The sequence below is a fragment of the Chenggangzhangella methanolivorans genome (genome assembly GCF_042648545.1).
Lineage (GTDB): Bacteria > Pseudomonadota > Alphaproteobacteria > Rhizobiales > Methylopilaceae > Methylopila > Methylopila methanolivorans.
Genome location: NZ_JBHRXS010000015.1, coordinates 104,381 through 128,754 on the forward strand (window position 1 = coordinate 104,381; position 24,374 = coordinate 128,754).

At 69.8% G+C, this 24,374-nt stretch carries 26 protein-coding genes; 12 read left to right on the forward strand and 14 right to left on the reverse strand.

Annotation, left to right across the window (positions count from 1 at the left end):
- Nucleotides 1-23: 23 nt before the first annotated feature.
- Genes ACFOWB_RS21365 through ACFOWB_RS21375 form a run of 3 tightly spaced genes read right to left on the reverse strand, consistent with a single transcriptional unit; the run spans nucleotide 24 to nucleotide 1,777 of the window.
- Entirely contained in the window at nucleotides 24-572 is a 549-nt protein-coding gene (locus ACFOWB_RS21365) for a formaldehyde-activating enzyme (RefSeq protein WP_261402255.1), read from the reverse strand.
- 30 nt (nucleotides 573-602) lie between these two features.
- Nucleotides 603-896, reverse strand: coding sequence for a hypothetical protein (locus ACFOWB_RS21370; protein WP_378149222.1), 294 nt, complete (start codon nucleotides 894-896; stop codon nucleotides 603-605).
- Between the two features lie 14 nt (nucleotides 897-910).
- A complete protein-coding gene (locus tag ACFOWB_RS21375) occupies nucleotides 911-1,777 on the reverse strand; it encodes a TIGR01459 family HAD-type hydrolase (RefSeq protein ID WP_378149224.1) in 867 nt (288 codons plus the stop codon).
- Nucleotides 1,778-2,052: 275 nt separating this feature from the next.
- Here ACFOWB_RS21375 and ACFOWB_RS21380 point away from each other — a divergent pair, with 275 nt between their 5' ends.
- The gene (locus tag ACFOWB_RS21380) at nucleotides 2,053-2,553 is read left to right on the forward strand and encodes a hypothetical protein (RefSeq protein WP_261402253.1); all 501 of its coding nucleotides are present in this window, start codon (nucleotides 2,053-2,055) and stop codon (nucleotides 2,551-2,553) included.
- Between the two features lie 45 nt (nucleotides 2,554-2,598).
- Here ACFOWB_RS21380 and ACFOWB_RS21385 read toward each other — a convergent pair whose 3' ends face one another.
- Entirely contained in the window at nucleotides 2,599-2,877 is a 279-nt protein-coding gene (locus tag ACFOWB_RS21385) for a hypothetical protein (RefSeq protein WP_378149227.1), read from the reverse strand.
- A gap of 26 nt (nucleotides 2,878-2,903) precedes the next feature.
- On the reverse strand, nucleotides 2,904-4,112 hold the full coding sequence (locus tag ACFOWB_RS21390) for a GTP-binding protein (RefSeq protein WP_261402252.1): 1,209 nt from the start codon (nucleotides 4,110-4,112) through the stop codon (nucleotides 2,904-2,906).
- Between the two features lie 164 nt (nucleotides 4,113-4,276).
- On the opposite strand from ACFOWB_RS21390, the gene ACFOWB_RS21395 reads away from it, so the two are divergent.
- Together ACFOWB_RS21395 and hisG are read left to right on the forward strand one after the other, a co-directional pair.
- Nucleotides 4,277-5,368 (forward strand): ATP phosphoribosyltransferase regulatory subunit, encoded by a 1,092-nt coding sequence (locus ACFOWB_RS21395; protein ID WP_261402251.1) that lies wholly within the window; start codon nucleotides 4,277-4,279, stop codon nucleotides 5,366-5,368.
- Nucleotides 5,365-6,372: an ATP phosphoribosyltransferase gene (gene hisG, locus ACFOWB_RS21400; RefSeq protein WP_378149230.1), complete on the forward strand. Its 1,008-nt coding sequence runs from the start codon at nucleotides 5,365-5,367 to the stop codon at nucleotides 6,370-6,372. Before ACFOWB_RS21395 ends, hisG begins: the two co-directional genes overlap by 4 nt.
- A 256-nt stretch (nucleotides 6,373-6,628) precedes the next feature.
- Here the strand turns inward: hisG and ACFOWB_RS21405 are convergent, their stop codons facing one another.
- Nucleotides 6,629-7,534: a dienelactone hydrolase family protein gene (locus tag ACFOWB_RS21405; RefSeq protein WP_261402250.1), complete on the reverse strand. Its 906-nt coding sequence runs from the start codon at nucleotides 7,532-7,534 to the stop codon at nucleotides 6,629-6,631.
- 122 nt (nucleotides 7,535-7,656) lie between these two features.
- Nucleotides 7,657-8,235 (reverse strand): hypothetical protein, encoded by a 579-nt coding sequence (locus ACFOWB_RS21410; protein WP_378149232.1) that lies wholly within the window; start codon nucleotides 8,233-8,235, stop codon nucleotides 7,657-7,659.
- 268 nt (nucleotides 8,236-8,503) lie between these two features.
- On the opposite strand from ACFOWB_RS21410, the gene ACFOWB_RS21415 reads away from it, so the two are divergent.
- Nucleotides 8,504-9,628: a L,D-transpeptidase family protein gene (locus tag ACFOWB_RS21415; RefSeq protein WP_378149234.1), complete on the forward strand. Its 1,125-nt coding sequence runs from the start codon at nucleotides 8,504-8,506 to the stop codon at nucleotides 9,626-9,628.
- On the opposite strand, the gene ACFOWB_RS21420 is transcribed toward ACFOWB_RS21415, so the two are convergent.
- Nucleotides 9,591-10,523 carry a LysR substrate-binding domain-containing protein gene (locus ACFOWB_RS21420; protein ID WP_261402247.1) on the reverse strand — a complete coding sequence of 311 codons (933 nt, stop codon included), beginning with the start codon at nucleotides 10,521-10,523 and terminating at the stop codon, nucleotides 9,591-9,593. The two genes, ACFOWB_RS21415 and ACFOWB_RS21420, sit on opposite strands and share 38 nt — an antisense overlap.
- A 107-nt stretch (nucleotides 10,524-10,630) precedes the next feature.
- Here ACFOWB_RS21420 and ACFOWB_RS21425 point away from each other — a divergent pair, with 107 nt between their 5' ends.
- Together ACFOWB_RS21425 and ACFOWB_RS21430 are read left to right on the forward strand one after the other, a co-directional pair.
- The gene (locus tag ACFOWB_RS21425) at nucleotides 10,631-11,365 is read left to right on the forward strand and encodes a sulfite exporter TauE/SafE family protein (protein ID WP_261402246.1); all 735 of its coding nucleotides are present in this window, start codon (nucleotides 10,631-10,633) and stop codon (nucleotides 11,363-11,365) included.
- Nucleotides 11,366-11,617: 252 nt separating this feature from the next.
- On the forward strand, nucleotides 11,618-11,830 hold the full coding sequence (locus ACFOWB_RS21430; protein ID WP_261402245.1) for a hypothetical protein: 213 nt from the start codon (nucleotides 11,618-11,620) through the stop codon (nucleotides 11,828-11,830).
- Nucleotides 11,831-11,900: 70 nt separating this feature from the next.
- On the opposite strand, the gene ACFOWB_RS21435 is transcribed toward ACFOWB_RS21430, so the two are convergent.
- Nucleotides 11,901-12,836 carry an AEC family transporter gene (locus tag ACFOWB_RS21435; RefSeq protein WP_261402244.1) on the reverse strand — a complete coding sequence of 312 codons (936 nt, stop codon included), beginning with the start codon at nucleotides 12,834-12,836 and terminating at the stop codon, nucleotides 11,901-11,903.
- A gap of 100 nt (nucleotides 12,837-12,936) precedes the next feature.
- Between ACFOWB_RS21435 and ACFOWB_RS21440 the strand changes: the two genes are divergently transcribed.
- From ACFOWB_RS21440 to ACFOWB_RS21455, 4 genes are all read left to right on the forward strand, one after another.
- On the forward strand, nucleotides 12,937-13,812 hold the full coding sequence (locus tag ACFOWB_RS21440; RefSeq protein ID WP_261402243.1) for a LysR family transcriptional regulator: 876 nt from the start codon (nucleotides 12,937-12,939) through the stop codon (nucleotides 13,810-13,812).
- 376 nt (nucleotides 13,813-14,188) lie between these two features.
- Complete coding sequence (locus tag ACFOWB_RS21445) at nucleotides 14,189-15,904, forward strand: Na/Pi cotransporter family protein (RefSeq protein WP_378149238.1); 1,716 nt, start codon at nucleotides 14,189-14,191, stop codon at nucleotides 15,902-15,904.
- A 62-nt stretch (nucleotides 15,905-15,966) separates the two neighbouring features.
- Complete coding sequence (pstS, locus tag ACFOWB_RS21450) at nucleotides 15,967-17,046, forward strand: phosphate ABC transporter substrate-binding protein PstS (protein ID WP_261402241.1); 1,080 nt, start codon at nucleotides 15,967-15,969, stop codon at nucleotides 17,044-17,046.
- A gap of 129 nt (nucleotides 17,047-17,175) precedes the next feature.
- Nucleotides 17,176-17,784, forward strand: a complete 609-nt coding sequence (locus ACFOWB_RS21455) for a DUF1287 domain-containing protein (RefSeq protein WP_261402240.1) — start codon at nucleotides 17,176-17,178, stop codon at nucleotides 17,782-17,784.
- Nucleotides 17,785-17,802: 18 nt separating this feature from the next.
- On the opposite strand, the gene ACFOWB_RS21460 is transcribed toward ACFOWB_RS21455, so the two are convergent.
- Complete coding sequence (locus ACFOWB_RS21460) at nucleotides 17,803-18,804, reverse strand: MBL fold metallo-hydrolase (protein ID WP_378149241.1); 1,002 nt, start codon at nucleotides 18,802-18,804, stop codon at nucleotides 17,803-17,805.
- 75 nt (nucleotides 18,805-18,879) lie between these two features.
- Here ACFOWB_RS21460 and ACFOWB_RS21465 point away from each other — a divergent pair, with 75 nt between their 5' ends.
- Nucleotides 18,880-19,638 (forward strand): helix-turn-helix transcriptional regulator, encoded by a 759-nt coding sequence (locus tag ACFOWB_RS21465; protein ID WP_378149244.1) that lies wholly within the window; start codon nucleotides 18,880-18,882, stop codon nucleotides 19,636-19,638.
- Between the two features lie 135 nt (nucleotides 19,639-19,773).
- Here ACFOWB_RS21465 and groL read toward each other — a convergent pair whose 3' ends face one another.
- From groL to ACFOWB_RS21480, 3 genes are all read right to left on the reverse strand, one after another.
- On the reverse strand, nucleotides 19,774-21,411 hold the full coding sequence (gene groL, locus ACFOWB_RS21470; protein ID WP_378149246.1) for a chaperonin GroEL: 1,638 nt from the start codon (nucleotides 21,409-21,411) through the stop codon (nucleotides 19,774-19,776).
- Nucleotides 21,412-21,500: 89 nt separating this feature from the next.
- Nucleotides 21,501-21,788 carry a co-chaperone GroES gene (gene groES, locus ACFOWB_RS21475; protein WP_378149248.1) on the reverse strand — a complete coding sequence of 96 codons (288 nt, stop codon included), beginning with the start codon at nucleotides 21,786-21,788 and terminating at the stop codon, nucleotides 21,501-21,503.
- A gap of 249 nt (nucleotides 21,789-22,037) precedes the next feature.
- Nucleotides 22,038-23,156 carry an aldo/keto reductase gene (locus tag ACFOWB_RS21480; protein ID WP_378149250.1) on the reverse strand — a complete coding sequence of 373 codons (1,119 nt, stop codon included), beginning with the start codon at nucleotides 23,154-23,156 and terminating at the stop codon, nucleotides 22,038-22,040.
- A 193-nt stretch (nucleotides 23,157-23,349) separates the two neighbouring features.
- On the opposite strand from ACFOWB_RS21480, the gene ACFOWB_RS21485 reads away from it, so the two are divergent.
- Nucleotides 23,350-23,787, forward strand: coding sequence for a MarR family winged helix-turn-helix transcriptional regulator (locus ACFOWB_RS21485; protein WP_261402236.1), 438 nt, complete (start codon nucleotides 23,350-23,352; stop codon nucleotides 23,785-23,787).
- Here the strand turns inward: ACFOWB_RS21485 and ACFOWB_RS21490 are convergent.
- Nucleotides 23,744-24,274: a GNAT family N-acetyltransferase gene (locus tag ACFOWB_RS21490; RefSeq protein ID WP_261402235.1), complete on the reverse strand. Its 531-nt coding sequence runs from the start codon at nucleotides 24,272-24,274 to the stop codon at nucleotides 23,744-23,746. The genes ACFOWB_RS21485 and ACFOWB_RS21490 overlap by 44 nt on opposite strands.
- Between the last annotated feature and the right edge of the window lie 100 nt (nucleotides 24,275-24,374).

Sequence of the window (24,374 nt, forward strand, 5' to 3'; positions counted from 1 at the left end):
GGCGCAGCCGCCTCGGCCCAATCTCAGACCTTACCGTCGAGACCCATCTGGTAGTACTTGTGCGTGATCTTGTCCTGGTTCTCGAGCAGCCAGTCGATGGTCGGCTCCGACGCCATGGCCTTGCGGATCGCCTCGCACATGCTCTTGCGGTGGATGTCGAACAGCACCTTGTGGTCGAGGTCCTTCACGTCGACGATCGTGGGCGCGAGCCAGACCGAGCAGATCACGCCGAGGTCGTTGGCCTTTTCCTTCGGGATGTAGCCGGCGCGGACCGCGTCCAGCACGCCGTTGGCGATCGCGAACTGCACCGTGCCCATAAGGATGTTGGTGTAGCGCGAATTGTCGACCGTGACCTTGGAGACGCACAGCGTCACCGGGCGCACCATGATGTCGGTGTTCAGAAGCGCGAACACGCGGGTGTGGCCCTGGACCTGGTCGCCGGTCAGCGTGGCGATCGCGGTCCCGACCGGCCCGTCGAGCTCGCCGATCACGACCTCGGGCTCGGCCGCGGTTCCGGGAGGGCCGCCGGCGACGAGCGCCTCGCCGGCGCGCAGGACGATGCGGTTGCTCATGGGTGCTTTCCTTCGCTTATCGAATGGAGATCAGGCGCAAGACGCGCTCAGTCGAAGCCAATCGGGCAGATCGACTTCAACCGCGTAGAAGTCATCGACATAGACGAGCCCCTGACCTTCCAGCGCCCTGATGACGGCCATGACGGCCTCCGCGCCGAAGAGCGGGCCGAGCAAGACGAGGTCGGCGGTCTCGGTGGGGGCGTCGCGAAAGCCGAGGTCCGCGAGAACAGGCTGAAGATGGACCGACTTGTCCGCGATCGCCTGCTTTCTGATCACGATCGCCGGCGGAGCGATCGGCGCCGACCGCGACGCATCGTCGGCCATGGTCGCGCCTCCGGTCACCAGGCGAGCTGCGGCATGACGGCCACCGGGCGGTAGCCGTGCTCGGCGAAGAGGGCGTCGAGCTTTTCGGGGTCGGGCGCGCCGCGGCCAAGCTCCTCGCCATGGATGCCGTCGGCGACGAACACGCAGTCGATCCCGGCGTCGGTCGCGCCCGTGAGGTCGGTGCGCACCGCGTCGCCGATGGCGATGACGCGCTCGCGCGGCACGGGTCGGCCGAGCACGTCGGAGCCGAGCCGCATCGCCGCCTCGTAGATCGGCGCGTAGGGCTTTCCGGCCCACAGCGTCTCGCCGCCCATGGCCTCGTAGCGGTCGGCGATCGCGCCCGCGCACCAGAGGCGCTGCTCGCCCACCATCACGACGAGGTCGGGGTTGGCGCAGATCAGCGCGAGGCCGCGCGCCTTCATGACGGCGAGGCGCTCGTCATAGTCTTCGGGAACTTCGGTCTGATCGTCCACGAGGCCGGTGACGACCGCGATCGGCGCGTCCTCGAGCGGAACCCGCGCGATGCGCTCGTCGCCCAGCAGCGGCAGGTCGCGTTCCGGCCCGATGTGGTGGACGCGCGAAAATCCGCGGTCGGCGATCATGCGCTTGGCGACGTCGCCCGAGGTCACGATCGCGTCCCAGGCGGAGCGCGGCACGCCCTTCTCGTCGAGGCTCGTCACCACCCATTCGGACGGGCGCGGCGCGTTGGAGACCAGCACCACGGCCCCGCCTGCCTCGCGGAAGCGCGTGAGCGCGTCGGCGGCGGAGAGATGGGCGTTGAGCCCGTCATGCAGCACGCCCCAGACGTCGCACAGCGCCAGCTCGTAGCCGGGCGCGAGCGCTGAGAAGCCGGGGAACGGCGAGGCTGAGACGTTGGACATCGCGCCTCGGCTAAGCGCGGCGCCGGTCGCCGTCAAGGCGCAGTCTCATGCGCCCCGCGCGCCACGGCGACGCATGACGGGTTTCTCGGGGATCAAATAATCCACCTCACAGTGAATGAGACCTCTGCGCGTCGGTCTCGATCGCCGGTTTCGTCGAAGACGGATCCCGCATTCCGAATGCACTTTAATCGGTCCGCACACACCCTCTTAATACCACCCATGGAAGCATGTCGCCGCCGCGAGCTCCCGCGGAACGCTTCTCCACAGGGTCCTACATGCGCAAGTCGATCGCCGCCGCCTGCCTGGTTTTCGCCGCCACCTCCGCCCACGCCCAGACGCCGACCGGCGAATGGGAGTACGGCCAGCTCCATCTCTCGCTCGACCGGTCCCAGGCGGCCGGCGCCAGATGCTTCTTCCCGAAGTTCGACGCCGAACCCTCGGATATCGACATCGGCTATTCGCGCATCCGCGGCGACGGCGCGAAGACGGGGGCGATCGTGCTTCCGGAGATCGGCGTCTCGGGCGACGGCGCGCTGCTGCGGATCGCAGGCGGCACCGCGATCAAGCTGAAATCGGCCAAGAACGGATCGCTCGAATTCGCCGGCGAAGGCATCGGCTATTCGAAGGGCGTCCAGGTGGTCCCGAACGTCACCTTCACGGTCGCCAACTTCCGCACGACCGAGAAGAAGGGCCGGCTGCTCGTCGAGTTCGACCTCAAGGCCGACGCGAGCTTCGGCGGCTGCGGGTTCAAGGCGAACGGCAAATACGTAAAGTGAGCGGACGGCGCCGGGGTTCCGCGGCCGCCGCGGGCCCCGCGCGCTTCAGCGCCCGGAGAACTCCCGGCGCACGTGCTCTTCGGCGACCTGCGCCATCGGCATCATCAGCTTCACGGCCTCGGTCTTTCGCCCGGCGCGCATCAGCAGCACGACCGTCTCCGCGCCGCCGCAGGCGGGATCCCCGCAGGCGATCTCGCTCACGGTGACGGCGTCGTCCTCGTCGAGGCCGACGATCTCGCGCACGAGCGCCGCCACGCGCCGGGAGGCGTCGGCGCGCGCGGGGTCTTCCGGATTGCGTCGGAACAGGAACGCCATGGCGCCCATGTCTTACGCCCGGGCCGCTCGTGCGCTCAAGCCGCCTCGCGCCGCCAATGCGGGAACGGGTCGGGCAGTCGCGCAAGCGCGGCCCAGTCCACGTCCTGCGCCCGCTCCGGCCCGACCAGCGCCGCCTCGAGCGCGGTCCGCATCGCTGCTTCCTCGAGACCGATCCCGATAAAGACCAGTTCCTGACGGCGGTCGCCCCAGCCCTCCTCCCAGCGCGCATTCAGCCAGCCGCGCCATTCGGAGCTTTCAGGCCATGCGTGGCGGGGCGTCGCGGCCCACCAGGTCCCGGCTCCCTCGGTGCGGCAGACGGCGCCGGCGAGCGACATCTCGCCCGCGAAATCCGGCCGGGTGGCGAGCCAGAAGTGGCCCTTCGCGCGCACGAGCCCCGGCCAGGCTTCTGCGAGAAAGGCCGCGAACCGCTCCGGATGGAACGGCCGCCGGGCGGCGAACGTGAAGCTCCTCACGCCGTACTCCTCGGTTTCGGGCGTGTGGTCGGCGAAACCGAACAGCTCCTTCAGCCAGGTCGGTCGCCGCCGCGCGGCGTCGAAGTCGAACCGTCCGGTGCCGATCACGTCGGCGAGCTTCACGCGGCCAAAATCGGTCTCGACCAGCGCCGCCTCATCGTTGAGCGAGCGGATCACGCCGCGCACGTTCCGCAGCGTCTCGGCGTCGACCGCCGAGGCCTTGTTCAGCACGATCACGTCTGCGAACTCGATCTGGTCGACGAGCAGGTCGACGAGCGTGCGCGCGTCGCCCTCCCCCGCGGTCTCGCCGCGGGCCGCCAGAAAGTCGCGGCTCGAGAAATCCCGCAGCAGGTTCGAGGCGTCCACCACAGTCGTCATGGTGTCGAGCCGGGCGACGTCGGAGAGCGAAAAGCCGTCCTCGTCGCGGAAGTCGAAGGTGGCGGCGACCGGCAGAGGCTCCGACACCCCAGTCGACTCGATGACGAGATGGTCGAAGCGCCCGCTCATCGCCAGCCGCCGCACCTCGCGTAAAAGATCGTCGCGCAGCGTGCAGCATATGCAGCCGTTGGTCATCTCAACCAGCGTTTCGTCGGCGCGCAGCACGCCGCCGTCGCGCACGAGATCGGCGTCGACGTTCACCTCCGACATGTCGTTGACGATCACCGCGACCTTGAGGCCCTGCCGGTTCGACAGGACGTGGTTCAGCAGCGTGGTCTTGCCAGCGCCGAGGAAGCCGGACAGCACGGTGACGGGAAGGCGGCGGTCGGACATCGAAGCCTCGAATGTTAATGTTATAACATCACATTTTTAGCCTCTGGATCGGTCGCGGCGCAAGCGGCGGAAACCGCGTTCGGCGAAAACAGTCGCGCGGCGGCGCCGCGCCTGCTAGACGCGCGGCGTTCATCCTCTTCGCCGCAACAGCCGAACTCCTCCCGATGCCGCGCGCCGCGACCCTTCCGAAAGACTTCGTCGACCGCCTCGAGGCCGCAGGCTTCGCGCGCGTCGAACCCGCGGTGCTGCAGCCGGCGGAGCCGTTCCTCGACGTGATGGGCGAGGAGCTTCGCCAGCGCGTCTTCCTCACGAGCGGCGCCGAGGGCCAGGAACTCTGCCTGCGGCCCGACTTCACCATCCCGACCGCTCTGGCGCACATCGCGCAGGGCGAGGCGTCGGGCGCGGGCGCCTATTTCTACGAAGGCGAGGTGTTCCGGCAGGGCTCGAACGGCGGCGAGGCCCGGCAGGCGGGCGTCGAAAGCTTCGGACGCGCCGACGCCGTCGAGGCCGAGACCGAGGTGCTGAAGCTCGCGCTCGAGGCCTGCGCGGCGCTCGGCGCCCCCTCCCCGACCATCCGGCTCGGAGACCGCGCCATCCTCGACTCCGCGGTCGATTCGCTCGACGCTCCGGTCGGCTATCGCCGCCGTCTCAAGCGCGCGCTCGCCCATGGCGGAACGATCGACGACCGCGCGCCGACGCCCGGCCAGGCCGGGCATGCCGGCCTCTACGCCGCGCTCGCGGCCGCCGGGCCCGAGGCCGGCAAGGCGGTGATCGAGGATCTCCTCTCGCTCGCCGGCATCGCGGCGGTGGGCGGGCGCACGCCGGGCGAGATCGCGGAGCGGTTCCTCGAGCGCGCGGAAGCCCAGGCCGTGACGCTCGGCGGCGCGGACCGGACGCGGCTCACGAGCCTCCTCGCGGTCGACGCGGCGGCGCCTGCCGCGCTCGCCACACTCGACTTCGTCGCCGAGGGCGGCGCGCCGAAGGTGCGCAGCGCCGTCGACGCGCTGCGCGCGCGGCTCGACGCCTTCCGCGCCGCCGGGCTGCCGGTCGACGACATGCGGTTCTCGGCGCGCTTTGGCCGCGGGCTCGACTATTACACCGGCCTCGTGTTCGAGCTGGCCGACCCCGCCACCGGCGCGGCGCTCGCGGGCGGCGGGCGGTACGACGGGCTGCTTTCGGCGCTCGGCGCGCGCGAGCCTTCGCCCGGCGTCGGCTTCGCGCTCTGGCTCGACCGGTTCGGGGAGGCCCGGCCATGAGCGGGAAGCTCATTCTCGGCGTGCCCTCGAAGGGGCGCCTTCAGGAGAACGTCGCGTCCTTCTTCGGGCGCGCGGGCCTCACCTTCGTGCAGCCCGGCGGCGCGCGCGACTATCGCGGCGCGATCGCGGACCTCGCCGACGTCGAGGTCGCCTATCTCTCGGCGTCGGAGATCGCCGGCCAGCTCGCGAGCGGCGCGATCCATCTCGGCGTCACGGGCGAAGACCTGATCCGCGAGAACATTTCCGACGCGGACACGCGCGTAAAACTGCTGCAGCCGCTTGGCTTCGGTTACGCCGACGTCGTCGTGGCGGTTCCGCAGGCCTGGATCGACGTCGCCACCATGGCCGACCTCGACGACGTCGCCGACGACATGCGGCGGCGCCACGGCAAGCGCCTGCGCGTCGCGACGAAATACGTGAACCTCACCCGCGGCTTCTTCGCCTGGAAGGCGCCGGCCGACGGGCGGCCCGGACGCGGCGTCTCCAACTACCGGATCGTGGAGAGCGCCGGCGCGACCGAGGGCGCGCCCGCCGCCGGCGCGGCCGACGTCGTGGTGGACATCACCACCACGGGCGCGACGCTGAAGGCCAACGCCCTGAAGGTTCTCGACGACGGCGTGATGCTGAAGAGCCAGGCGCAGCTCGTCGCGAGCCTCGCCGCGCCGTGGAGCGCGTCCGCGCGCGCGGCCGGCCGCACGATCATGACCCGGATCGCAGCGGAGACCCGCGCCCGCGCCGTGCGCGAGATCCGCGCCCAGATGTCGACCCGGATGGAGCGCCAGATCGTGGACCTCGCCGCCCGCTTCGACGCCCGCGCCCCGTTCGGCCCGCCGGTCGAGGGCGCGCCGCTGGTGCTTCATGCGCCCAAGAAGGCGGTGTTCGCGGTGATCGAGGCGCTGCGCTCGGCCGGCGCCGGGACCGTGACGGTCGCGACGCTCGAGGACGTGTTCGAGCCGGAGCCGCCGCTGGTCGCGACATTCGAGGCGGCGATCGGAAAGGCTTGAGGCGTCGCCGCCGGCCGTCGCTAGAGCGGGGTGCGTTTTCGCCGAAATGGGCGAACCGCCGCCTGCCGCCTGTCCGTGATGGGGCGCAGAAAAAGAAAAAGGCGGAACCGCCTCGGGGGGTAGCGGTTCCGCCTTCGTGAGGCTGACCAGTCGGGGGATCCGGTCGCCTGTCCAAAAGCTCGTCTTGGCGAGCTTTCGAGCACAGAACGCAGAGCCCCGAACCCGGTTCCGGACTTCTGAAAAAAAATTCGAACCGTTATCGGGTGGGCGGAACGGCCGCCCCCAGGCGCCCTTCCAGAAAGGCGATCGTGCGGTCCCAGGCGAGCGCCGCCGCGCGTCGTTCGTAGCGCGCGGGATTGGCGTCGTTGTTGAAGGCGTGGTCGACGCCTTCGTAGAACTCGACCTCGAACTCCTTCTCGTTCGCTTTCAGCGCGTCCTCGAAGGCCGGGACGTCGACATTGATGCGCTCGTCGAGCCCGGCGTAGTGCAGCAGCAGCGGCGCGCGCACCTTGGCTGCCTGGTCGGGAGGAAGCGCCTTGCCGTAATAGGCGACCGACGCCTTGAGGTCGGGCGAGGCGACCGCGAGCCGGTTCGCCATGCCGCCGCCCCAGCAGAAGCCGACCGCGCCGACCGAGCCGTTCGACTCCGGGTGGTCCTTCAGGAAGGTCACGGCGGCGACGAGCTCCGCGGTCGCCTTCTCGAGATCGAGCGCGCCGATCATCTCGCGCGCCTTGTCCTCGTCGGCCGGCGTGCCGCCGGCGGGCGACAGCAGGTCGACGCCGAAAGCGAGGAAGCCCGAGACGCCGAGCCGGCGCGTCACGTCCTCGATGTGCGGGTTGAGGCCGCGGTTCTCGTGGATCACCAAGACCGCCGGGCGCTTGTCGCCGCTTTTGGGCCGGGCGAGCAGGCCCGAGATCTTGCCGTCGGCGGCGTCGTAGGAGACGCGGTCGATCGCGAGCCGCCGGTCGTCCGGCGCGACGATCGCGGCGCGGGCGTAGTCGTTGGAGAGGCTCGAGAGCAGCGCCGAGGCGCCTGCGGCGGTGCCTGCGAGCAGAGCGAGCCGGTCGAGAAACTCGCGGCGGCTCATCTCGCCATGGGTGAAGCGGTCATAGAGCGCGATCGCGCACCGGTCGGGCCGCGAAGCCTCGGGACGATCGGTCATGTCGGCTTGATGCCCCGCTGTCGCAGCCCGCGGAGGATCCCGCTCCCGCCACCCTATACAGCCCCGCGGCCCGCGCGGCTAAGGCTTGCGGTCAGGGGATCACGTCATCGTAACCCGAAGGCTCAGCGCGGCGGAGTGACCGAGCGGGCGATCGCCTCGAACTCGCCGCGCCGCGCGGCGAAGCCGGCCTTGTCACCGACGCAGACGATCGTGGTGCGGCCCTTCGGCGTGTCCATCACGACGAGATAGGAGCGCACCTCCGGCGGCTTCTCCTCGCCCTCGACGGGCTTGAAGTCGGCCACCACCTCGGCGCCCATCAGGCCCTGATGCTCGAACGGCTCCACGGCCGCGACCTCGTAGCGCAGCGCGAGCGTGGCGCGGACGAGGTCGGTCCATTCCTTCTTGCGGGTGAAGGCGTTGATGTCGTCCTGGCTGAGCGCGGGGGAGCCGGCGGTCGGCGGCGTCGGCTGGAACGCGATCTTGCAGCCGGTGTCCTCCTCGCCCTGCTTCTGCACGGCGTAGACCACGGCGTAGCGCGGATCGCCCTCGGCCTTGCGGACCGCATATCCGGCCGGCGGCTCGACCGAGAGGCCCGTCGCCTCGTCCCGCGCCGGCTCGGCTGCGGCGGGCGCTGCGGCTGCGATCGCCAGTCCCGCCAGCGCCGCGAAGGAGAGCCGCCTGCGGCCCATTCTGGAACTCATAGTCCGAAGACTCCGATACGCATCCCCGATCCGGCGCTTCTTCTAGACCATCGACGGTCCGCGGCGCGCGTCGTCCGGTCACGATAGCCTGAGCGGGATCGAAACCGGAGGAAATGCATCATTTAAGCTAAACGACGGCGGCTTTGCGGTCGCGGCGCCGCAGGGCGCCGTCCCCTCGGCGCGTGTGAAGACGGTAAGACCTTGCGGCTTTCGCCGGAGGGTCGTTCCGGCGCGGCCCCCGCGGCCGGACGCATCGGACGGCGGTCGCATGACGTTTCTGGCACGCTTCGTTCTCGTCGCGGCGCTCCTCGCCCCCGTGGCGGCGTATGGCGCGCCGCCGCCGCCTCCTCCGCCGCCTTCCGAGGCCGACATCGACGCGGCGCGCTTCGAGGACTGGCGCGCCCGCATGGACGCTCAAGCCGCCGAGGACGATCGGCTGGCCAAGGCGCTCGAGACCGCCGAAGGCCGCTCCCGCGCCGCGCGCAAGGCGCGGGCGGAAGCGCTGAAGCAAAAGGCCGAGACCGAGAAGGCCCGCCGCAACGCGCCGCCCGACGCGTTTCTCATCCGCGTCCAGATCCTGCTCGACCGCGCCCACGCCTCGCCCGGCGTCATCGACGGGCGCGACGGCGACAATCTGAAGAAGGCCGTGCGCGCCTTCCGCATCATGCGCGCGATGCCGATCGAGGGCGGGATCGACGAGCCGTTCTGGCGCGCGCTCTCCGTGGACCAGGGCAAGGCCACCAGGGTCTACGAGCTCACCCGGGAGGACGTCGGGGGCCGCTATGTCGGAAAGCCGCTGCCGAAGGACTACGCCAAGCTCGCGAAGATGAAGGAGATCGGCTTCCGCGACGCGGCCGAGATGCTGGCCGAGCGCTTCCACATGGACGAGCGCTTCCTGAAGGCGATGAACCCGGGCGCCGACTTCGGCGCGGCCGGCGCGCGTCTGCTGGTCGCCGAGACCGGCGCGGCGCCGACGGGCCGCGCGGCGCGGATCGTGGTGGACAAGAAGGAGGGGGAGCTCCGCGCCTATGACGATACGGGCAAGATCCTGATCGCCGCTCCCGCCACCATCGGCTCGCCCGACACGCCCTCGCCGTCGGGCGCGATGAAGGTGACGAAGGCGTTCCCGAATCCGCACTACATCTACGACCCGAAGAAGAACTTCCAGCAGGGCAAGAACCGCCGCCGCCTCGTGCTGCCGCCGGGGCCGAATGGGCCGGTGGGCTCGATGTGGATCGACCTCACCAAGCCGACCTACGGCATCCACGGCACGCCGGAGCCCTCCGAGATCAGCAAGACCTCGAGCCACGGCTGCGTGCGCCTCACCAATTGGGACGCGGCCGAGCTCGGCGCGATCATCGCGCCGAACAAGACGACCGTGACGTTCGAGTAGCCTCGCCCGCCCCCGGCCCGTCCGCGAGCCAGGCGACGAGCGCCGCGGCGTAGGGCGTCAGCGCGCCGCGCCGCGTCGCCACCACGAGCGCGCGGGCGGCCCAGGGGTCGGACAACGGCACGACGCGGATCGCCATGGACCGCCGCGCGCGCCGCGCCGTGATCGCCGGCACGATGCCGACGCCGACGCCCTGTTCGGCCATCCGGCACACCGCCACGAAGCCGCGCACCCGGATGCGCAGCGACATGGTCGCGCCGAGCCGCCGCGCCTGCCCGGCGAGATAGTCCTGAAGCGCGGCGCCCGCGCCGAGCCCGACATGCTCGTAGGCGAGCGTCTCGGAGAAGGCGACGCGTCTCAGGCCGCCAAGCGGATGGTCGCGCGCCGCCACCATGGCGAGCTGATCGCGGCGGAACGTGCGGGTGTCGAGCTCGCCCCAATCGACCTGGTCGGACGCGACCCCGACCTCGGCGCGCCCCGCCGCCACCGCCTCGAACACCTCGCGGCTCAGACGCTCCTCGAGATCGACGTCGACATGCGGGTGGGCGGCGAGGAACGCGGCGAGCGGCTCGGGCAGATGCTCGGCGATCGCCGTGGTGTTGGCGACCATGCGCACATGGCCCCTCAGCCCCGATCCGAAACGCGCGAGCTCGGCCCCAAGCCGCTCGTGGCGCTCGAGAATCTCGCGGGCGTGGTGCAGCAGCGCGCGGCCGGCGGGCGTGAGCGCGACGCCGCGGTGCAGCCGCTCGACGAGCGCGGCGCCGGCGTAGGTCTCCATCGCCCTCACCCGTTCGCTCGCCGAGGCGAGCGCGAGATTGGCGCGCAACGCCCCCGCGGTGATGCTGCCGGTCTCGGCGACATGGACGAAGAGGCGAAGGTCCGGCAGGTCGAAGCGCATGGGCGGCTCCTCGATTGGCTTCGGAGTTTCCGAAGGCTGACGCCGCGAGGTCCAGATTGCGCCCGGCGCCGCGGCGGGATCAAGCTCGCCCCATGCCAGAGCTCACAATGTCCCTCGCCCTCTTCATGTTCCTGACCTTCGTGCTCGCGGGCGTGGTGAAGGGCGTGACCGGCATGGGCCTGCCCACCGTCGCCATGGGGCTGCTCGCGACCGTCGCCGCCCCCGGCGAAGCCGCGGCGCTGATGCTCGTCCCTTCGCTCGTGACGAATGTCTGGCAGCTGTCGGCCGGCCCCGATCCGGCCGGCGCGATGCAGCGCTTCTGGCCGATGATGGCGGCGGTGGCGATCGCGACGGTTATCACCGCCGGAACGCTCTCGGGCGACAACGCCCGCTACGCGGTCGTCGGCCTCGGCGCGATCCTGACGCTCTACGCCGCCTTCGGCCTCTCGGGAAAGCGCCTGTCGCTCGGAGCCTCGGCCGAACGCTGGGCCGGACCTCCGGTCGGCTTCGTCACCGGCGTGGTCACGGGCGCGACCGGGGTTTCGGTGATGCCCTCCGCGCCGTTCCTGCAGGCGCTCGGGCTCGACAAGGACGACCTCGTCCAGGCGCTCGGCCTGTCGTTCACGGTGTCGACCACCGCGCTTGCGGTCGGGCTCATGGCGCACGGCGCGCTCGACGCCCATATGGCGCTCGGCTCCGTCGCGGCGCTCGCACCGGCCGGGCTCGGAATGTGGCTCGGGCAGAGGCTTCGGGCGGTCATCTCGCCCACGACGTTCCGCACCGTCTTCTTCGTCGGGATGCTGGCGCTCGGCCTCTACCTCATGGCCGAACAGGCGGCCTGACGACGGCGGGCGCGTTCATCGCCTCGTGTTTTAGAATTTTTCAAAACAGGGGTTGCGCTCGCCCGGCGGTTGCGCCATAAGCCGCGGCCTTCGCGAGGCCTTGTGTCCGGGTTTTATGGCCCGGCTGGCGCGGACCGCCTTGCGGCCCCGTGTTCCGCCAGACGAAGTCGGCTTTGTAGCTCAGAGGGAGAGCGTCGGAAGGACGGCAAGGCGACCGCCTCGCACAATCCGCACAACACCCTCGTCTACTCCATGGAGCCGTTCTCGAAGTTCCAGGCCCCGATGGACGAGACCGCGGCGGCCTACAACGCGATCCTCCCCGAGGGCTTCCCCGTGACTCTGAAGACGGTCTCGATCGTCGAGCTGCAGTTTTCCGGCAACGTCGTGAAGGAGCTCTACCGGATCAGCCTCGAGGACGGCTCGGTCACCGACGTCGCGACGGGCAAGACCGCCGCGGCGAACTGATCTTCGCGAAATCCGCCTCCTGAGCGCGCGAAAGGCCCCGGCGCAAAATGCGTCCGGGGCCTTTCTTCGTTCACGCCACGAGCGCGAGATAGGCGCTGATCGTGACCACCGACAGAACCGTCGAGACCAGCACGACGCTCGACGTCAGGTTCGCCTCCCGCCCGTAGAACTCGGCGAGCATGAACGGCCCGGTGCCGGTGGGCAGCGCCGCGAGCAGCACGGCCGTGTGGGTGAGCGGCGCCGGCAGGCCGAACACCATCGTGGCCAGGACCCAGGTGACCGCGGGCTGGCCCAGCAGCTTGAGGGCGACGATCGCCGCGACCGCCCGGTCGTCGCGCTGCGTCGGCTCGCGCTTGGCGGCGAGGAACAGCCCGAGCGCCACCAGCGCGCAGGGCGACGCCGCCCCGCCGAGCAGCTTCAGGAACGTGTCGGCGGGCCCCGGAAGAATGAGGCCGAAAACGGGGAAGACCGCGGCGAGCGCCGGCGCGACGAGGAGCGGGTTCTTGGCCAGCGACCCGCTGACCTTCACGATCAGCCGTCCGCGGTTGCGCTCCGTCTGCAGGCCGACCTCGATCATCACGATCGCGACCGCGAACACCCCGCAGACGGTGATGAGGCTCGCGACCAGCGTCGGCGCGAGCGCCTCCCGCCCGATCGCGACGAGAACGAGCGGAAAGCCGATGTAGCCGACATTGGCGTAGGCCGCGTTCAGCCCGTCGATGGCCGCATCCGCCAGATGCCGCGGGCGGCGCAGGCGAAGCGCGACCGTGAGGCAGAAGATGACCGCGACGCCGAGCCCGAAGGCCGCCGCGAAACCCGGCCGCCAGATGTCTTCCGGACGGGCGTGGGCCACGATGTCGAACAGCAGCGCCGGCAGCGCGAGATAGACCACGAAGCGGTTGAGTTCGCGCGTCGCCCCGGGACCGAGCACGTCCAGCCGCCGCGCGAGCCAGCCGGCGAAGATCAGCACGAAAATCGGGACGACGATCGAAAGGGTCGAGAGCAAGGCGGCTGCCGGAAGCGTGAGGAGGCGTCTGCGACCTCTACCAAGCCCTTTGGGTATGATCTAATACCATTCCAAGGCGCATCCATACCTTATCGGCATCATGATCGACATCCGGCAGATGCGCTATTTCGTGGCCCTGGCCGAGACGCTGCATTTCGGGCGCGCCGCGGAGCGGTTGCGCATGAGCCAGCCGCCGCTCAGCCGGCAGATCGCCTCGCTCGAAGCCGAGCTTGGCGTGCGGCTGCTGGAGCGCCATTCCCGGCAGGCCTCGCTCACCTTCGCCGGACAGCGCTTTCTCGAGGACTGCCGGACCACGATCGCGGCCTTCGACCAGGCCTGCGAGAACGCGCGGATGGCGGATCGAGGCGAGCTTGGCGAGCTCTCGATCGGCTTCATGATGTCCTCGGCCTACACGGTCCTGCCCGCGCTCGCGCGGCGCTTCACCGCCAAGCATCCGAGGGTCGCGCTAAGACTCCGCGAGCTCCTGCCGCCTGATCTCGAGGAGGCCGTGAAGAGCGGGCGCTTCGACGCCGGCATCATGTTCGACGTGGGCGGCGTCGGCGGGCTGGAGGCGCGCGTCATCCATCGCGAGGCGCTCTGCCTGGCCGCGCCGTCCGACCATCCGCTCGCGCTGAAGGTCGAGATCGCGCCGGAGGATCTCGGCGGCGTCCCGCTCATCATCGCCCCGGCGGAGACGACGCCGTCGCTGCGCGAGGCCATCACCGGCTTCTGCCGGCGCGGCGGCTTCGAGCCGACGGCGCGCCTCGAGGCTCAGCTTCAGCAGACGATCGTGAGCCTCGTGTCGGAAGGCCTCGGCGTCGCCGTGACGCCGTCGTCGATGCGGAAGCTCGGCGTCGCCAACGTCGTCTATCGCGACCTCGTCGACGCGCCGCAGATCGAGCATGTGGTCGCCTGGCGCCCGGCGAACCTCAATCCGGCGCTGAGGCTGTTCCTCGCCGAGGCCGGCGCCGGCTAGCGCGGCGCGTCTTCGTCAGTAGAAGCTCACGAAAATGTTATCGGCGACGGCTTCATAAGAAGTTCTTGGGACCGCATTCCTCGACAGCCGATCGACAGGCGGGAGCGGCTGTCATCCAGCCGTCAATCCGAGCTGGAGAGGGCGGTCCGCGGCCCTGTATTTTCAACGAAAACAAGAAGAAATCAGCGATTTACTCGCCAATGACCGCCGTCATCGGACCGTCATGGGCGCTAAATAGCCTAATTTTAGGTAAAGCGCCAATTAATCGCGCGAACACCTGCCGTAGACAGACGCCTCACCGCCTCCGCGCCGGTCGTTCGACCAGCGCGGCGGTTGCGCGCGGCTGCACGGCTTCAAACAGCCTGGAGAGCGTCGAATGCAACAAGTCGACATATTTACGCAAATCATCGTGCCGGTCATCGGCGGCCTGGGCATCTTTATGCTCGGCCTGGAATTCATGTCGAACGGCATCCAGTCGCTCGCCGTCAACAAGATGCGGGCGATGCTCGCCAAGTTCGCCGGCACCCCCGCCAAGGGCGTCGTGGCCGGCACGCTCATCACCGGCGTCATCCAGTCCTCGACCGCCATGACCGTCATGGTCGTCGGCCTCGTCAACGCCGGCGTCGTCGGCCTCCGCCCCGCGATCTCGGTGATCATGGGCGCCAACATCGGCACGACGCTCGGCAACGGCCTAATCGCGCTGCCGCTCGGGCCGCTCGGACTGCTGTTCGCGGGCCTCTTCGCGCTGCTCTACATCTTCGCCAAGACCGACAAGGTGAAGAACATCGCGCTCGCCTGCATCGGCTTCTCGCTGATCTTCTACGGCCTCAACCTGATGACCGGCGGCCTCAAGCCGCTGCGCTCCATGCCCGAGGTGATGTCGATCATCTCGTCGCTGAAGGCCGACTCCTACGTCAACCTGCTCTATTGCGTGCTGATCGCCGCCGGCGTCACCGCGATGATCCACTCGTCCTCGGCCACGATCGGCATCGTGATGGGCCTCGGCGCCGCCGGCATCATCGACTGGAAGACCGCCGTCGCCTTCTCGCTCGGTGCCGACCTCGGCACCACCATCACCTCGTGGATGGCCTCGCTCAACCTGTCGAAGAACGCCAAGCGAGCAGCCTACGCCCACATATCCTTCAACCTGATCGGCGTGATGGTGACCATCCCGCTGTTCTTCGTCTCGATGGACGTGCTGACCTACGTCATGCAGTGGTTCGGCGGCGATCCGGGCGCGCCCGTCATGGTCAAGGGCAAGGAGACCTACCCGCTCGTCCCCGTCGCGATCGGCCTCTACTCGACCTTCTTCAACATCTTCAACGTCGTCCTGCTCTACCCCTTCGTGGGCGTGTTCGAACGCGTGCTGATGAAGGTCGGCGCCTCCTCGCTCGACGACGTCGAGGACTACTCGACGCCGAAGCACCTGACCGCCGAGGCGGCCAACGCTCCCTCGACCGCCGTCGCCGCGATCCTGGCCGAGAACGCCCGCTACCTCGAAGGCGCGCTCAAGTTCATCGACATCGCCCGCGGCAAGGAAGGCGCCCCGGAGAAGGTCGAGGTCCATTACAACCAGCTCGACCTGCTCAACCGCGACATCCGCGCCTACACCTCGGGTCAGTTCAAGGCGGAGATGCCCTATGAGCGGGCCGATCTCGTCGCGAGCCTGATCGAGGAAGAGGACTACACCGCAAGCCTCGGCGAGGCGCTCTACCAGATCGCCCGCCGCGTCGAGCGCCAGCCCTTCGGCGAGAAGGGCCGCCCGCTCGTCGACCGCCTGCTGGACCAGGTGAGCGACGCCATGCGCATTGTCGCCGACCCCGCGAGCGCCCGCCGCGACAACCTCTCGGCGGAAGCGGCGCCCCGCGTCGCCCAGCTCGGCGAGCTCCGCGCCGAAGCGCTTCGCCTCAACGGCTCGCTGCCGTGGGTCGAGCGCGGCGCGATCCTCGCGCTGCTCGGCAGCGCCGAGCGCGCCTACTTCCTGATCGAACGCATCGACGCCGAGCGCCGCTCGGTCTCGCGCGCCGTCCCGGCGGAAGCCGCGGCGGCCCGTGAAGTCGGCGGCTTCGGCGCCGCGCCGGTCCCGGCCTGACGACGCCAGGCGCGCCGGTCCGCAAGGGCCGGCGCGCCTCCCGTTCGATCTGGAGAAAACCCATGAGCCTCCGAACTCTTCGGCTCGCCAGCCGCGCGGCGCTCGCCGCGATGGCCGCAGCCCTCTTCGTCGCCACGCCGACCCACGCCCAGACCGTCACCGGCTCGGGCTCCACGCTGGTCCAGCCGCTCCTCAACCGCTGGAACCAGGACAATCTGCGCTCTCAGTGGACCGCCGAGTCCCAGCCCTCCGGCGGGCTCGACTACGAGGCCTCCGGCTCGATGGCCGGCGTCATGCGCATCAAGGACCGCGCGGTCGACTTCGGCGCGAGCGAAGTTCCGCTCTCGCCCGAAGAGGCGAAACAGTACGGCGTCGCGCAGTTCCCGATCGTGGTCGGCGGCGTCGCCGCGGCCGTCAATCTTCCGGGCGTCAGCCAAGGCGCGCTGAAGCTTTCGGGCGAACTCATCGCCGACATCTATCTCGGCAAGGTCAAGACCTGGTCGGATCCCGCCATCAAGGCGCTCAACCCCGACCTCGCGCTGCCCGCCGACGAAATCCGTCCGGTGCGCCGCTCCGACGGTTCGGGCACGACCTTCGCCTTCACGAGCTATCTCGCGAAGATCAGCGAAGGCTGGAAGACGGTCGGCGCCGGCCAGACGGTCGAGTGGCCGGTGGGCCGTCCGGCCCGCGGCAACGGCGGCGTCGCGGAGATGATCTCCCGCACGCCGAACTCGATCGGCTATCTCGACCTCGCCACCGCCCGGAAGGCCGGCCTCACGGTCGCGTCGTTGAAGAACGCCGCCGGCGCCTTCGTGGCGCCGAGCGCCGAGGGCTTCCAGGCCGCCGCCGCGAACGCCCCGTGGAACGCCGCGAACGACTTCGGCGTCTCGCTGGTCGACGCGCCGGGCGCGGCCGCCTACCCGATCGTGGTGACGACCTTCGCGCTCGTGCCGGACGCCAGGCCCGTCGCGACCGGGACCGCCGCGGCGCTCGCCTTCTTCAACTGGGGCTTCGAACGCGGCGACTCCGTCGCTGCCGAGCTCGGCTACGTGCCGCTGCCGCCCGAAACGGTGGAGAAGATCCGCGGCTACTGGCGCGACAAGCTCGGCGCCGAGCCGACGCTCGAGCCCCAGGCCGGCTGAAGGCCGCGAACCGGACGACGATCGAAGGCCCCGGCGCGAAAGCCTGCGTCCGGGGCCTTCCCCATTTCGGCCGAACAACCGCCCGGATCGGCGGCGTCAATCGACGCCGAAGCCTCGGGGGTTTTCGGGATGACCTTGGACCGACGCGCCTTTCTGGCCGCGCTGCCGTGCCTCGCCGCCGCCTCGCGCGCGCTCGCAGATCCCGGCCGGGACGACTGGCGGGCCCGTCTCCTCGCCGCGGCCGAAGCGCAGGTCGGCGTCACCACCATCTACGATCCGGCCTATGTCCGCCTCGCCTTCCCGGGCGGCGACGTGCCCCCGGAGCGGGGCGTCTGCACCGACGTCGTGATCCGGGCCTATCGCTCCGCCTTCGGCACGGACCTGCAGGCGCTCGTCAACGGCGACATGCGCGCCGCCTTCGCGTCCTATCCCAGGCTCTGGGGCATGAGCCGGCCCGACCGCAACATCGACCACCGGCGGGTGCCGAACCTCGAGACGTTCTTCCGCCGCCGCGGCGCCGAAAAGCCCGCGACGCAGGCCGGGACGGACTATCGCCCGGGCGATCTCGTCACCCAGCGGCTGCCCGGAAACCTGCCCCACATCGCGATCGTCACCGCGCGCCGAAGCGAAGGCGGGCGCCCGCTCGTCGTGCACAACATCGGCGGCGGAGCGAAGATCGAGGACACGCTGTTCGCCTATCCGATCGTCGGCCGGTTCAGCTTCGCGCCGACGGCGTGAGGGGCGAACGGTCTGACGTCATTCCGCGAACTGATAGCTCTCCGGAACCCAGCGGTAGCCCGTCCCCTCGCGCGTGACGAAGCCGAGCGAGGGAAACGACGTGTGATAGCCGAGCACGGGCAGCCGCTCGGCCGCGGCCATGTCGTAGATCTTCGCGCGCGTCGCCCGGCCCTGCTCCTTGTCCATGTCGAAGAACGCGCTCCATTCGGGATGGGCGAGCGAGGCGACCTCGTGATGCGCGCAGTCGCCCCAAACCAGCAGCCGCCGCCCCCCGCTCTCGACATGGAAGGCGAGATGCCCGGGCGTGTGGCCGTAGGCGCCGAGCGCCGAGACGCCGGCGACGACCTCCTGGCCCGGCTTCACCACATCCAGCCGGTCGCCGAGCGCCTCGATCGTCCTGGCGAAGAGCTTTGCGGACTTCAGCTCGTTCGAGCCTTCCGGCGCGGAGAGCCGCGCGGGGTTCTTCCAGAAGGCGCGCTCGATCTCGCCGATCGCGACGCGTGCGTTCGGGAAGGCCGGCGCGCCGCCGTCGAGAAGGCCGCCGATGTGGTCGACATGGGCGTGGGTCAGCGCCACGAGATCGATGTCGCCGGGAGAATAGCCGGCGCCCGCCAGCGCCTCGACCAGGCGGCCGCCGGCCGGCCGCGGGACGAAGCCGTCCGCGCCGTTGCCGGCGTCGATCAGCGTGCGGGTCCGCCCGTCGTCGATCAGCACGGGACTGAAGCCCGGCCGGAAACGCGCGGGCGGCAGAAGGCTGTCGCGCATCAGCCGCTCGACCTCTTCCTTTGGCCGGTCCTCGCCCACGATCGGCCAGGGCCCGTCGATCATCACGCTCGCGTCGGACAGGACGACGAGGTCGAGCGTCCCGAGCCGCAGGCGGCGGAACAGCGGCGTCTCGGGCCGCGCCGGCGCGGCCTCGGCCGGCCCCGAGGCTTGGCGCAGGATCGCGGGTGCGGCGAGCGCGGCGCCGGCCGCCGTCAGAACCCTCCGTCTGGACAGGATGACTTGGGTCCGGGCCATGGCTAGCGTCTCCCCGCGGCGCCTCTTGGTCGGGCGCCCGATTAGGAGACGCTAGCCTCCATGGGCGCTGCGCGCTTGTACGAACCGGCTGCCGGCCCCGGCCCGCTGTGGCGGGTCGACGCCGCCCGAACCCTGTTCGTCGGCCCGCTCGACTACAACGCCCCGCACCAGCACGGCGCGCCGGTGTTCCTGTCGAGCCTCGGCGGCCCGTTCGGCGTCCGGATCGCGGACGGACCGTGGCGCGCCTGCGAGGCCGCGATGGTCCCGGCCGGGGTCGTCCACGAATTGCGGGTCGGGATGGATCCGATCGCCGTGCTCTATGTCGAGCCGAGCGTCGCGGGGGCGGACGCCTTCCGTCCGCTGATGCGCGACGTCGAGGAGACGGGCGCCGCGCTCGTCGGCCGCTCGAACGTGATCTCGCTGGTCCGGCGCCTGCACGAGGACCGCGACAGCGCGGCCTGGGCCGGCGAGGCGCTCGACGACGTTCTGGACTTCGGCGGGCGACGCGCGCGGCGGAGCATCGATCCGCGGGTCGCGGCGGCGATCGGGCTGCTCGAGGCCAACGATCGCCTGTCATTGGCCGACGCCGCCCTTGCGGTCTCGCTGTCTCCGTCGCGCCTTCAGCATCTCTTCGCCGAAGAGGCCGGCGTGCCGTTCCGCCGCTACCGCGCCTGGACGCGCATGCGCCGCGCGATCGGCGCGGTGATCGGCGGCGCGAACCTCACCGAGGCGGCCCATGCGGCCGGCTTTTCCGACCAGCCCCATTTCGCGCACGACTTCCGCCGCACCTTCGGCGCGCCCGCGTCCTTCAGCCTGACGGGCGTGAGGCGGTAAAGAAAAAGGCCCCGGATCGCTCCGTGGCCTTCGTCATTCGCTCGGGAAAGAATTCATCAGAAGTCCATGCCGCCTGTGAAGTCGGGCTTGCCCGACTTCACCACTCTTGGTGATGGGCGGCTTTTATGGACGTCCTCAGAAGTCCATGCCGCCCATGCCGCCGCCCGGCATCGCGGGGGCGCCGGCGTCCTTCTTCGGAAGCTCGGCCACCATCGCCTCGGTGGTGATGAGCAGCGCCGCGACCGAAGCCGCGTCCTGAAGGGCGGTGCGCACGACCTTGGTCGGGTCGACGATGCCGGCCTCGATCATGTCGACGTACTCTTCGGTCTGGGCGTTGAAGCCCGAGGTCGCCTTGTCGGTCTCGAGCAGCTTGCCCACGACGATCGAACCTTCGACGCCGGCGTTGGTCGCGATCTGACGGATCGGAGCCTCGAGCGCCTTCAGCACGATGTTGAAGCCGGCCTGGATGTCCGAGTTCTCGTTCTTGATGTCGCGGATCGACGCCTTGGCGCGCAGCAGAGCCACGCCGCCGCCCGGGACGATGCCTTCTTCCACGGCCGCGCGGGTCGCGTTGAGGGCGTCGTCGATGCGGTCCTTCTTCTCCTTGACCTCGATCTCGGTCGCGCCGCCGACGCGGATCACCGCGACGCCGCCCGCGAGCTTGGCGAGACGCTCCTGGAGCTTCTCACGGTCGTAGTCCGAGGTGGTCTCCTCGATCTGGGCCTTGATCTGGCCGACGCGGGCCTCGATGGCCGACTTCTCGCCGGCGCCGTCGACGATCGTGGTCTTCTCTTTCTCGAGCGTCACCTTCTTGGCGCGGCCGAGCATGTCGAGGGTCACGTTCTCGAGCTTGATGCCGAGGTCCTCGGAGATCACCTGGCCGTTGGTCAGGATCGCGATGTCCTCGAGCATCGCCTTGCGGCGGTCGCCGAAGCCCGGAGCCTTCACGGCCGCGACCTTGAGGCCGCCGCGGAGCTTATTGACGACGAGCGTGGCGAGCGCCTCGCCCTCGATGTCCTCGGCGATGATGACGAGCGGCTTGCCCGACTGCACGACGGCTTCGAGAACCGGCAGGATCGCCTGGAGGCCCGAGAGCTTCTTCTCGTGGATGAGGATGTAGGGATCCTCGAGGTCCGCGATCATCTTCTCGGCGTTGGTGATGAAGTACGGCGAGAGGTAGCCGCGGTCGAACTGCATGCCCTCGACGACTTCGAGCTCGGTCTCGAGGCTCTTGGCCTCCTCGACCGTGATGACGCCCTCGTTGCCGACCTTCTGCATGGCGTGGGCGATCATGTCGCCGACTTCCTTGTCGCCGTTGGCCGAGATCGTGCCAACCTGGGCGACTTCGGCCGAGGTCGCGATCTTCTTCGACGAGGCCTTGAGGTGCTCGATGACCTTGGAGACGGCGAGATCGACGCCGCGCTTCAGATCCATCGGGTTCATGCCCGCGGCGACGGACTTGGCGCCCTCACGGACGATCGCCTGGGCCAGAACGGTGGCGGTGGTGGTGCCGTCGCCGGCCAGATCGTTGGTCTTCGAGGCCACTTCGCGCACCATCTGCGCGCCCATGTTCTGGAACTTGTCCTCGAGCTCGATTTCCTTCGCGACGGTCACGCCGTCTTTGGTGATGCGCGGAGCGCCGAAGGACTTCTCGATCACGACGTTGCGGCCCTTCGGGCCGAGCGTGACCTTCACCGCATTGGCGAGGATGTCGACGCCCTGAAGCATCTTCTCGCGGGCGTCGGCGGAAAACCGTACCTCTTTCGCAGCCATGTTCTCAGTTCCTTGAAACGGGGTTCAGAAGAAACCGGCTGGCTGCGGATCGTTCCGCGCCTCGCCGGCTGGAATTCACGATCCGGAAATCAGGCGATCACGCCCATGATGTCCGACTCCTTCATGATCAGCAGCTCTTCGCCGTCGATCTTGACTTCGGTGCCGGACCACTTGCCGAACAGGATCTTGTCGCCGGCCTTGACGTCGAGCTCGACGAGCTTGCCGGCGTCGTCACGGGCACCCGGGCCCACGGCGACGACTTCGCCTTCCTGCGGCTTTTCCTTGGCGGTGTCGGGGATGATGATGCCGCCCTTCGACTTCTCTTCGGCGGTGAGGCGGCGGACGACCACGCGGTCGTGCAGCGGACGGAAGTTCATGGGGATTATCCTCTTGAAGCGGCGTCTGCTTCTGAAAACTCAAGGCTCGTGACGGCCGGGCCGCCGGCGCTGTTAGCACTCCCGAAGAGAGAGTGCCAGCGCGTCGGCGAGATACGAACGGAGGCGGTCAGAGTCAAGGCCGCGAGAGGCGCGCGGGCCGAGGATTTTTGCGGAGCGCGCCGCGCGGTTAATGCGGCGCGCTCCCCCGTCCACTATCGGCCGCCCCGATGACGGCGGCGCGACAGACCCTTACGCCTCCGGCACCGGGGCGTCGGTCGAGATGATCTTGGCCTCGCGCAGCTCGCGCCAGATTTCGGGCGCGAGCGTCATACGCATCGAGCCGGCGTTCTCGGCCGCCTGCGCGGCGTCGCGCGCGCCCGGGATGATGGCCGAGACCACCGGATGGGCGGCCGCGAAATGCAGCGCCACGGTGCGCATGTCGGTTGCGTGGCGGGCCGCGATCTCCATGATCCTGGCGCGCTTCTCGAGCGCCCCAGCCGGGATCTTGCCGGCGTAGTCGTAGCGCGCCTTGCCGGCGAGGAAGCCGGCGTTCAAGGGCGCGCCCACCACCACCGAGGCGCCGCGCTTTTCGGCGAGCGGCATCAGGCGCTTCAGCGCGTCCTCGTGCTTGATCAGCGAATACTGCGTCGCCGACAGGATGATGTCGGGATCTGCGGCCTCGAACGCCGCGAGCGCCGGCTCCAGCGTGTTCACCCCCAGCCCCCAGGCCTTGATCAACCCCTGCTCGCGCATGCGGGTGAGTTCGGGCATCGCGCCCTTCTTGGCTTCCTCGAGCTTGGCCGCGTAGTCGCCGAGATCCTTGTTGTCGGGCGAGAGGTCGTGGATGAACACGATGTCGAGCGAGGCGATCCCGAGGCGCTGCAGGCTGTCCTCGATCGAGCGGCGGGTTCCTTCCGCCGTGTAGTCGTAGACGTGCTTGAAGGGCGGCACCTCGGCCCAATTGCCGACCTTGGAGCCCGCGACCGACTGGTCAGGCTTCAGCAGCCGGCCGACCTTGGTCGAGATCACGTAGTCCTCGCGCGGCTTGTCCTGCAGGAAGGCGCCGAAGCGACGCTCGCTCAGTCCCAGGCCGTACCAGGGCGAGGTGTCGTAGTAGCGGACGCCGTTCGCCCAGGCGCTCTCGAGCGCGGCGGCGGCCTTTTCGGGGCCGGTGGGGAAGAAGTTGCCGCAGACCTGCGTGCCGCCCATGCCGACCCGCATCGGCGGGCGATAGCGGCCGCCCGGCTTGTTCATGGGGAGCGGCCGCAGGTTCTGCGCCGCCGCCGGAGCGGCCGCCACGGCCGCTAGCGCTGCGCCCGCGGCGACGCCTGCTGCGGCGCCGGCGATAAAGGTTCGGCGGGTGGTCATGGGAGAGCCTCCGTGGCGATGGGAGCCGCCGTGGGGGTCGGCGGCGGTCGACCGGTAAGGCTAGAGCGCTGATCTCTCGACCAAAGTCGTAGTCGGTTCACGAATTCGCGCATTTGCGGACGTGAAGCCTGCGCGCTCCTCTGCGACGCCCGGAACACTTGATTTACGAACGACCACCGGCGATCTTCACAAAATGCCGACCCGCGATGAAATTCTCGACATTCACAACATGTGCGCCTGCTCGCACACGCGGATGGCCGCCCGCGCGGTGACGCGCTTCTACGACGAGGCGCTGCGCCCGTCCGGGCTGAAAGGCACGCAGTTCGTGCTGCTGGCCGCGATCGAGGCCGGCGAGGCCATCTCGATCACGGATCTCGCCGACCTCATCGACATCGAGCGGACCACGCTGGTGCGCAACCTCCAGCTCCTTCGCAAGGAGGGGCTGGTCTCGCCGCTCAAGGGCATGAACGGGCGCCGCAAGCCGGCGCTCACCCCGAAGGGCCAGGAGGCGCTCGACGCCGCGCTGCCGCTGTGGCGCTCGGCCCAGGGCGAGATCGAGGGACGGCTCGGCTTCGGCTCGTGGCAGGTCACCCGCCGGCGGCTGGGCGATCTTCGGAAGGCTGTGAGCTGATCTCGGACGCGACCTCGCGAGAGTAGTGCGCGTCGAGCGCGCGCTCGTCGTCGCCGCGCCGCCTCACGCCCGGATCGCGCACGAACCCCTGACGTTCAAGGCAGGCGACGCCGTCGGCGAGACGCTCGTCGACCCAGGCGTCGAGCCGCGCCGCGCCGGAAGCCGCCGCGAAGGCGTCGGCGCCGACCACAAGCGCCGCGGCGAGCCCCTGCCCTCTGGCCGAGGTCTCGAGGCACAGGAGCCGAAGCTCGAACTCTCCCGGCCGGGCGGCGGGCGCGACGCCGAGCGAGCCCGCGACGTCGCCGTCGCGCGTCACCAGCCAGAGCCGGCCGCCCGCGTCGGCGAAGGCCGAGGCCGGCTGCGCCAGCATCTTGTTTTCGGCTTGCGAAAGGGTCGCGCCATAGGCGGCCCATTCGCGCGCGAGCAGCGCCGCGAGGGCCTCGCCGTCGTCGTCGGTCGCTTCGCGGATCAGGAATTCGGGCGTCACGGTCGGCCTCCGGCCATCGCTCGGCCCCGGGACGCATATGTGTCGGCCGCGTTCCAAAGGAAGCCGGACGGACGGATCGCGACGGTGTGATAGGCCGCGC

Coding starts and splice junctions, on each gene's coding strand:
- ACFOWB_RS21365 (WP_261402255.1), bottom strand. CDS start 572: ATGAGCAACCGCATCGTCCTGCGCGCCGGCGAGGCGCTCGTCGCCGGC.
- ACFOWB_RS21370 (WP_378149222.1), bottom strand. CDS start 896: ATGGCCGACGATGCGTCGCGGTCGGCGCCGATCGCTCCGCCGGCGATC.
- ACFOWB_RS21375 (WP_378149224.1), bottom strand. CDS start 1,777: ATGTCCAACGTCTCAGCCTCGCCGTTCCCCGGCTTCTCAGCGCTCGCG.
- ACFOWB_RS21380 (WP_261402253.1), top strand. CDS start 2,053: ATGCGCAAGTCGATCGCCGCCGCCTGCCTGGTTTTCGCCGCCACCTCC.
- ACFOWB_RS21385 (WP_378149227.1), bottom strand. CDS start 2,877: ATGGGCGCCATGGCGTTCCTGTTCCGACGCAATCCGGAAGACCCCGCG.
- ACFOWB_RS21390 (WP_261402252.1), bottom strand. CDS start 4,112: ATGTCCGACCGCCGCCTTCCCGTCACCGTGCTGTCCGGCTTCCTCGGC.
- ACFOWB_RS21395 (WP_261402251.1), top strand. CDS start 4,277: ATGCCGCGCGCCGCGACCCTTCCGAAAGACTTCGTCGACCGCCTCGAG.
- hisG (WP_378149230.1), top strand. CDS start 5,365: ATGAGCGGGAAGCTCATTCTCGGCGTGCCCTCGAAGGGGCGCCTTCAG.
- ACFOWB_RS21405 (WP_261402250.1), bottom strand. CDS start 7,534: ATGACCGATCGTCCCGAGGCTTCGCGGCCCGACCGGTGCGCGATCGCG.
- ACFOWB_RS21410 (WP_378149232.1), bottom strand. CDS start 8,235: ATGAGTTCCAGAATGGGCCGCAGGCGGCTCTCCTTCGCGGCGCTGGCG.
- ACFOWB_RS21415 (WP_378149234.1), top strand. CDS start 8,504: ATGACGTTTCTGGCACGCTTCGTTCTCGTCGCGGCGCTCCTCGCCCCC.
- ACFOWB_RS21420 (WP_261402247.1), bottom strand. CDS start 10,523: ATGCGCTTCGACCTGCCGGACCTTCGCCTCTTCGTCCATGTCGCCGAG.
- ACFOWB_RS21425 (WP_261402246.1), top strand. CDS start 10,631: ATGTCCCTCGCCCTCTTCATGTTCCTGACCTTCGTGCTCGCGGGCGTG.
- ACFOWB_RS21430 (WP_261402245.1), top strand. CDS start 11,618: ATGGAGCCGTTCTCGAAGTTCCAGGCCCCGATGGACGAGACCGCGGCG.
- ACFOWB_RS21440 (WP_261402243.1), top strand. CDS start 12,937: ATGATCGACATCCGGCAGATGCGCTATTTCGTGGCCCTGGCCGAGACG.
- ACFOWB_RS21445 (WP_378149238.1), top strand. CDS start 14,189: ATGCAACAAGTCGACATATTTACGCAAATCATCGTGCCGGTCATCGGC.
- pstS (WP_261402241.1), top strand. CDS start 15,967: ATGAGCCTCCGAACTCTTCGGCTCGCCAGCCGCGCGGCGCTCGCCGCG.
- ACFOWB_RS21455 (WP_261402240.1), top strand. CDS start 17,176: ATGACCTTGGACCGACGCGCCTTTCTGGCCGCGCTGCCGTGCCTCGCC.
- ACFOWB_RS21460 (WP_378149241.1), bottom strand. CDS start 18,804: ATGGCCCGGACCCAAGTCATCCTGTCCAGACGGAGGGTTCTGACGGCG.
- groL (WP_378149246.1), bottom strand. CDS start 21,411: ATGGCTGCGAAAGAGGTACGGTTTTCCGCCGACGCCCGCGAGAAGATG.
- groES (WP_378149248.1), bottom strand. CDS start 21,788: ATGAACTTCCGTCCGCTGCACGACCGCGTGGTCGTCCGCCGCCTCACC.
- ACFOWB_RS21480 (WP_378149250.1), bottom strand. CDS start 23,156: ATGACCACCCGCCGAACCTTTATCGCCGGCGCCGCAGCAGGCGTCGCC.
- ACFOWB_RS21485 (WP_261402236.1), top strand. CDS start 23,350: ATGCCGACCCGCGATGAAATTCTCGACATTCACAACATGTGCGCCTGC.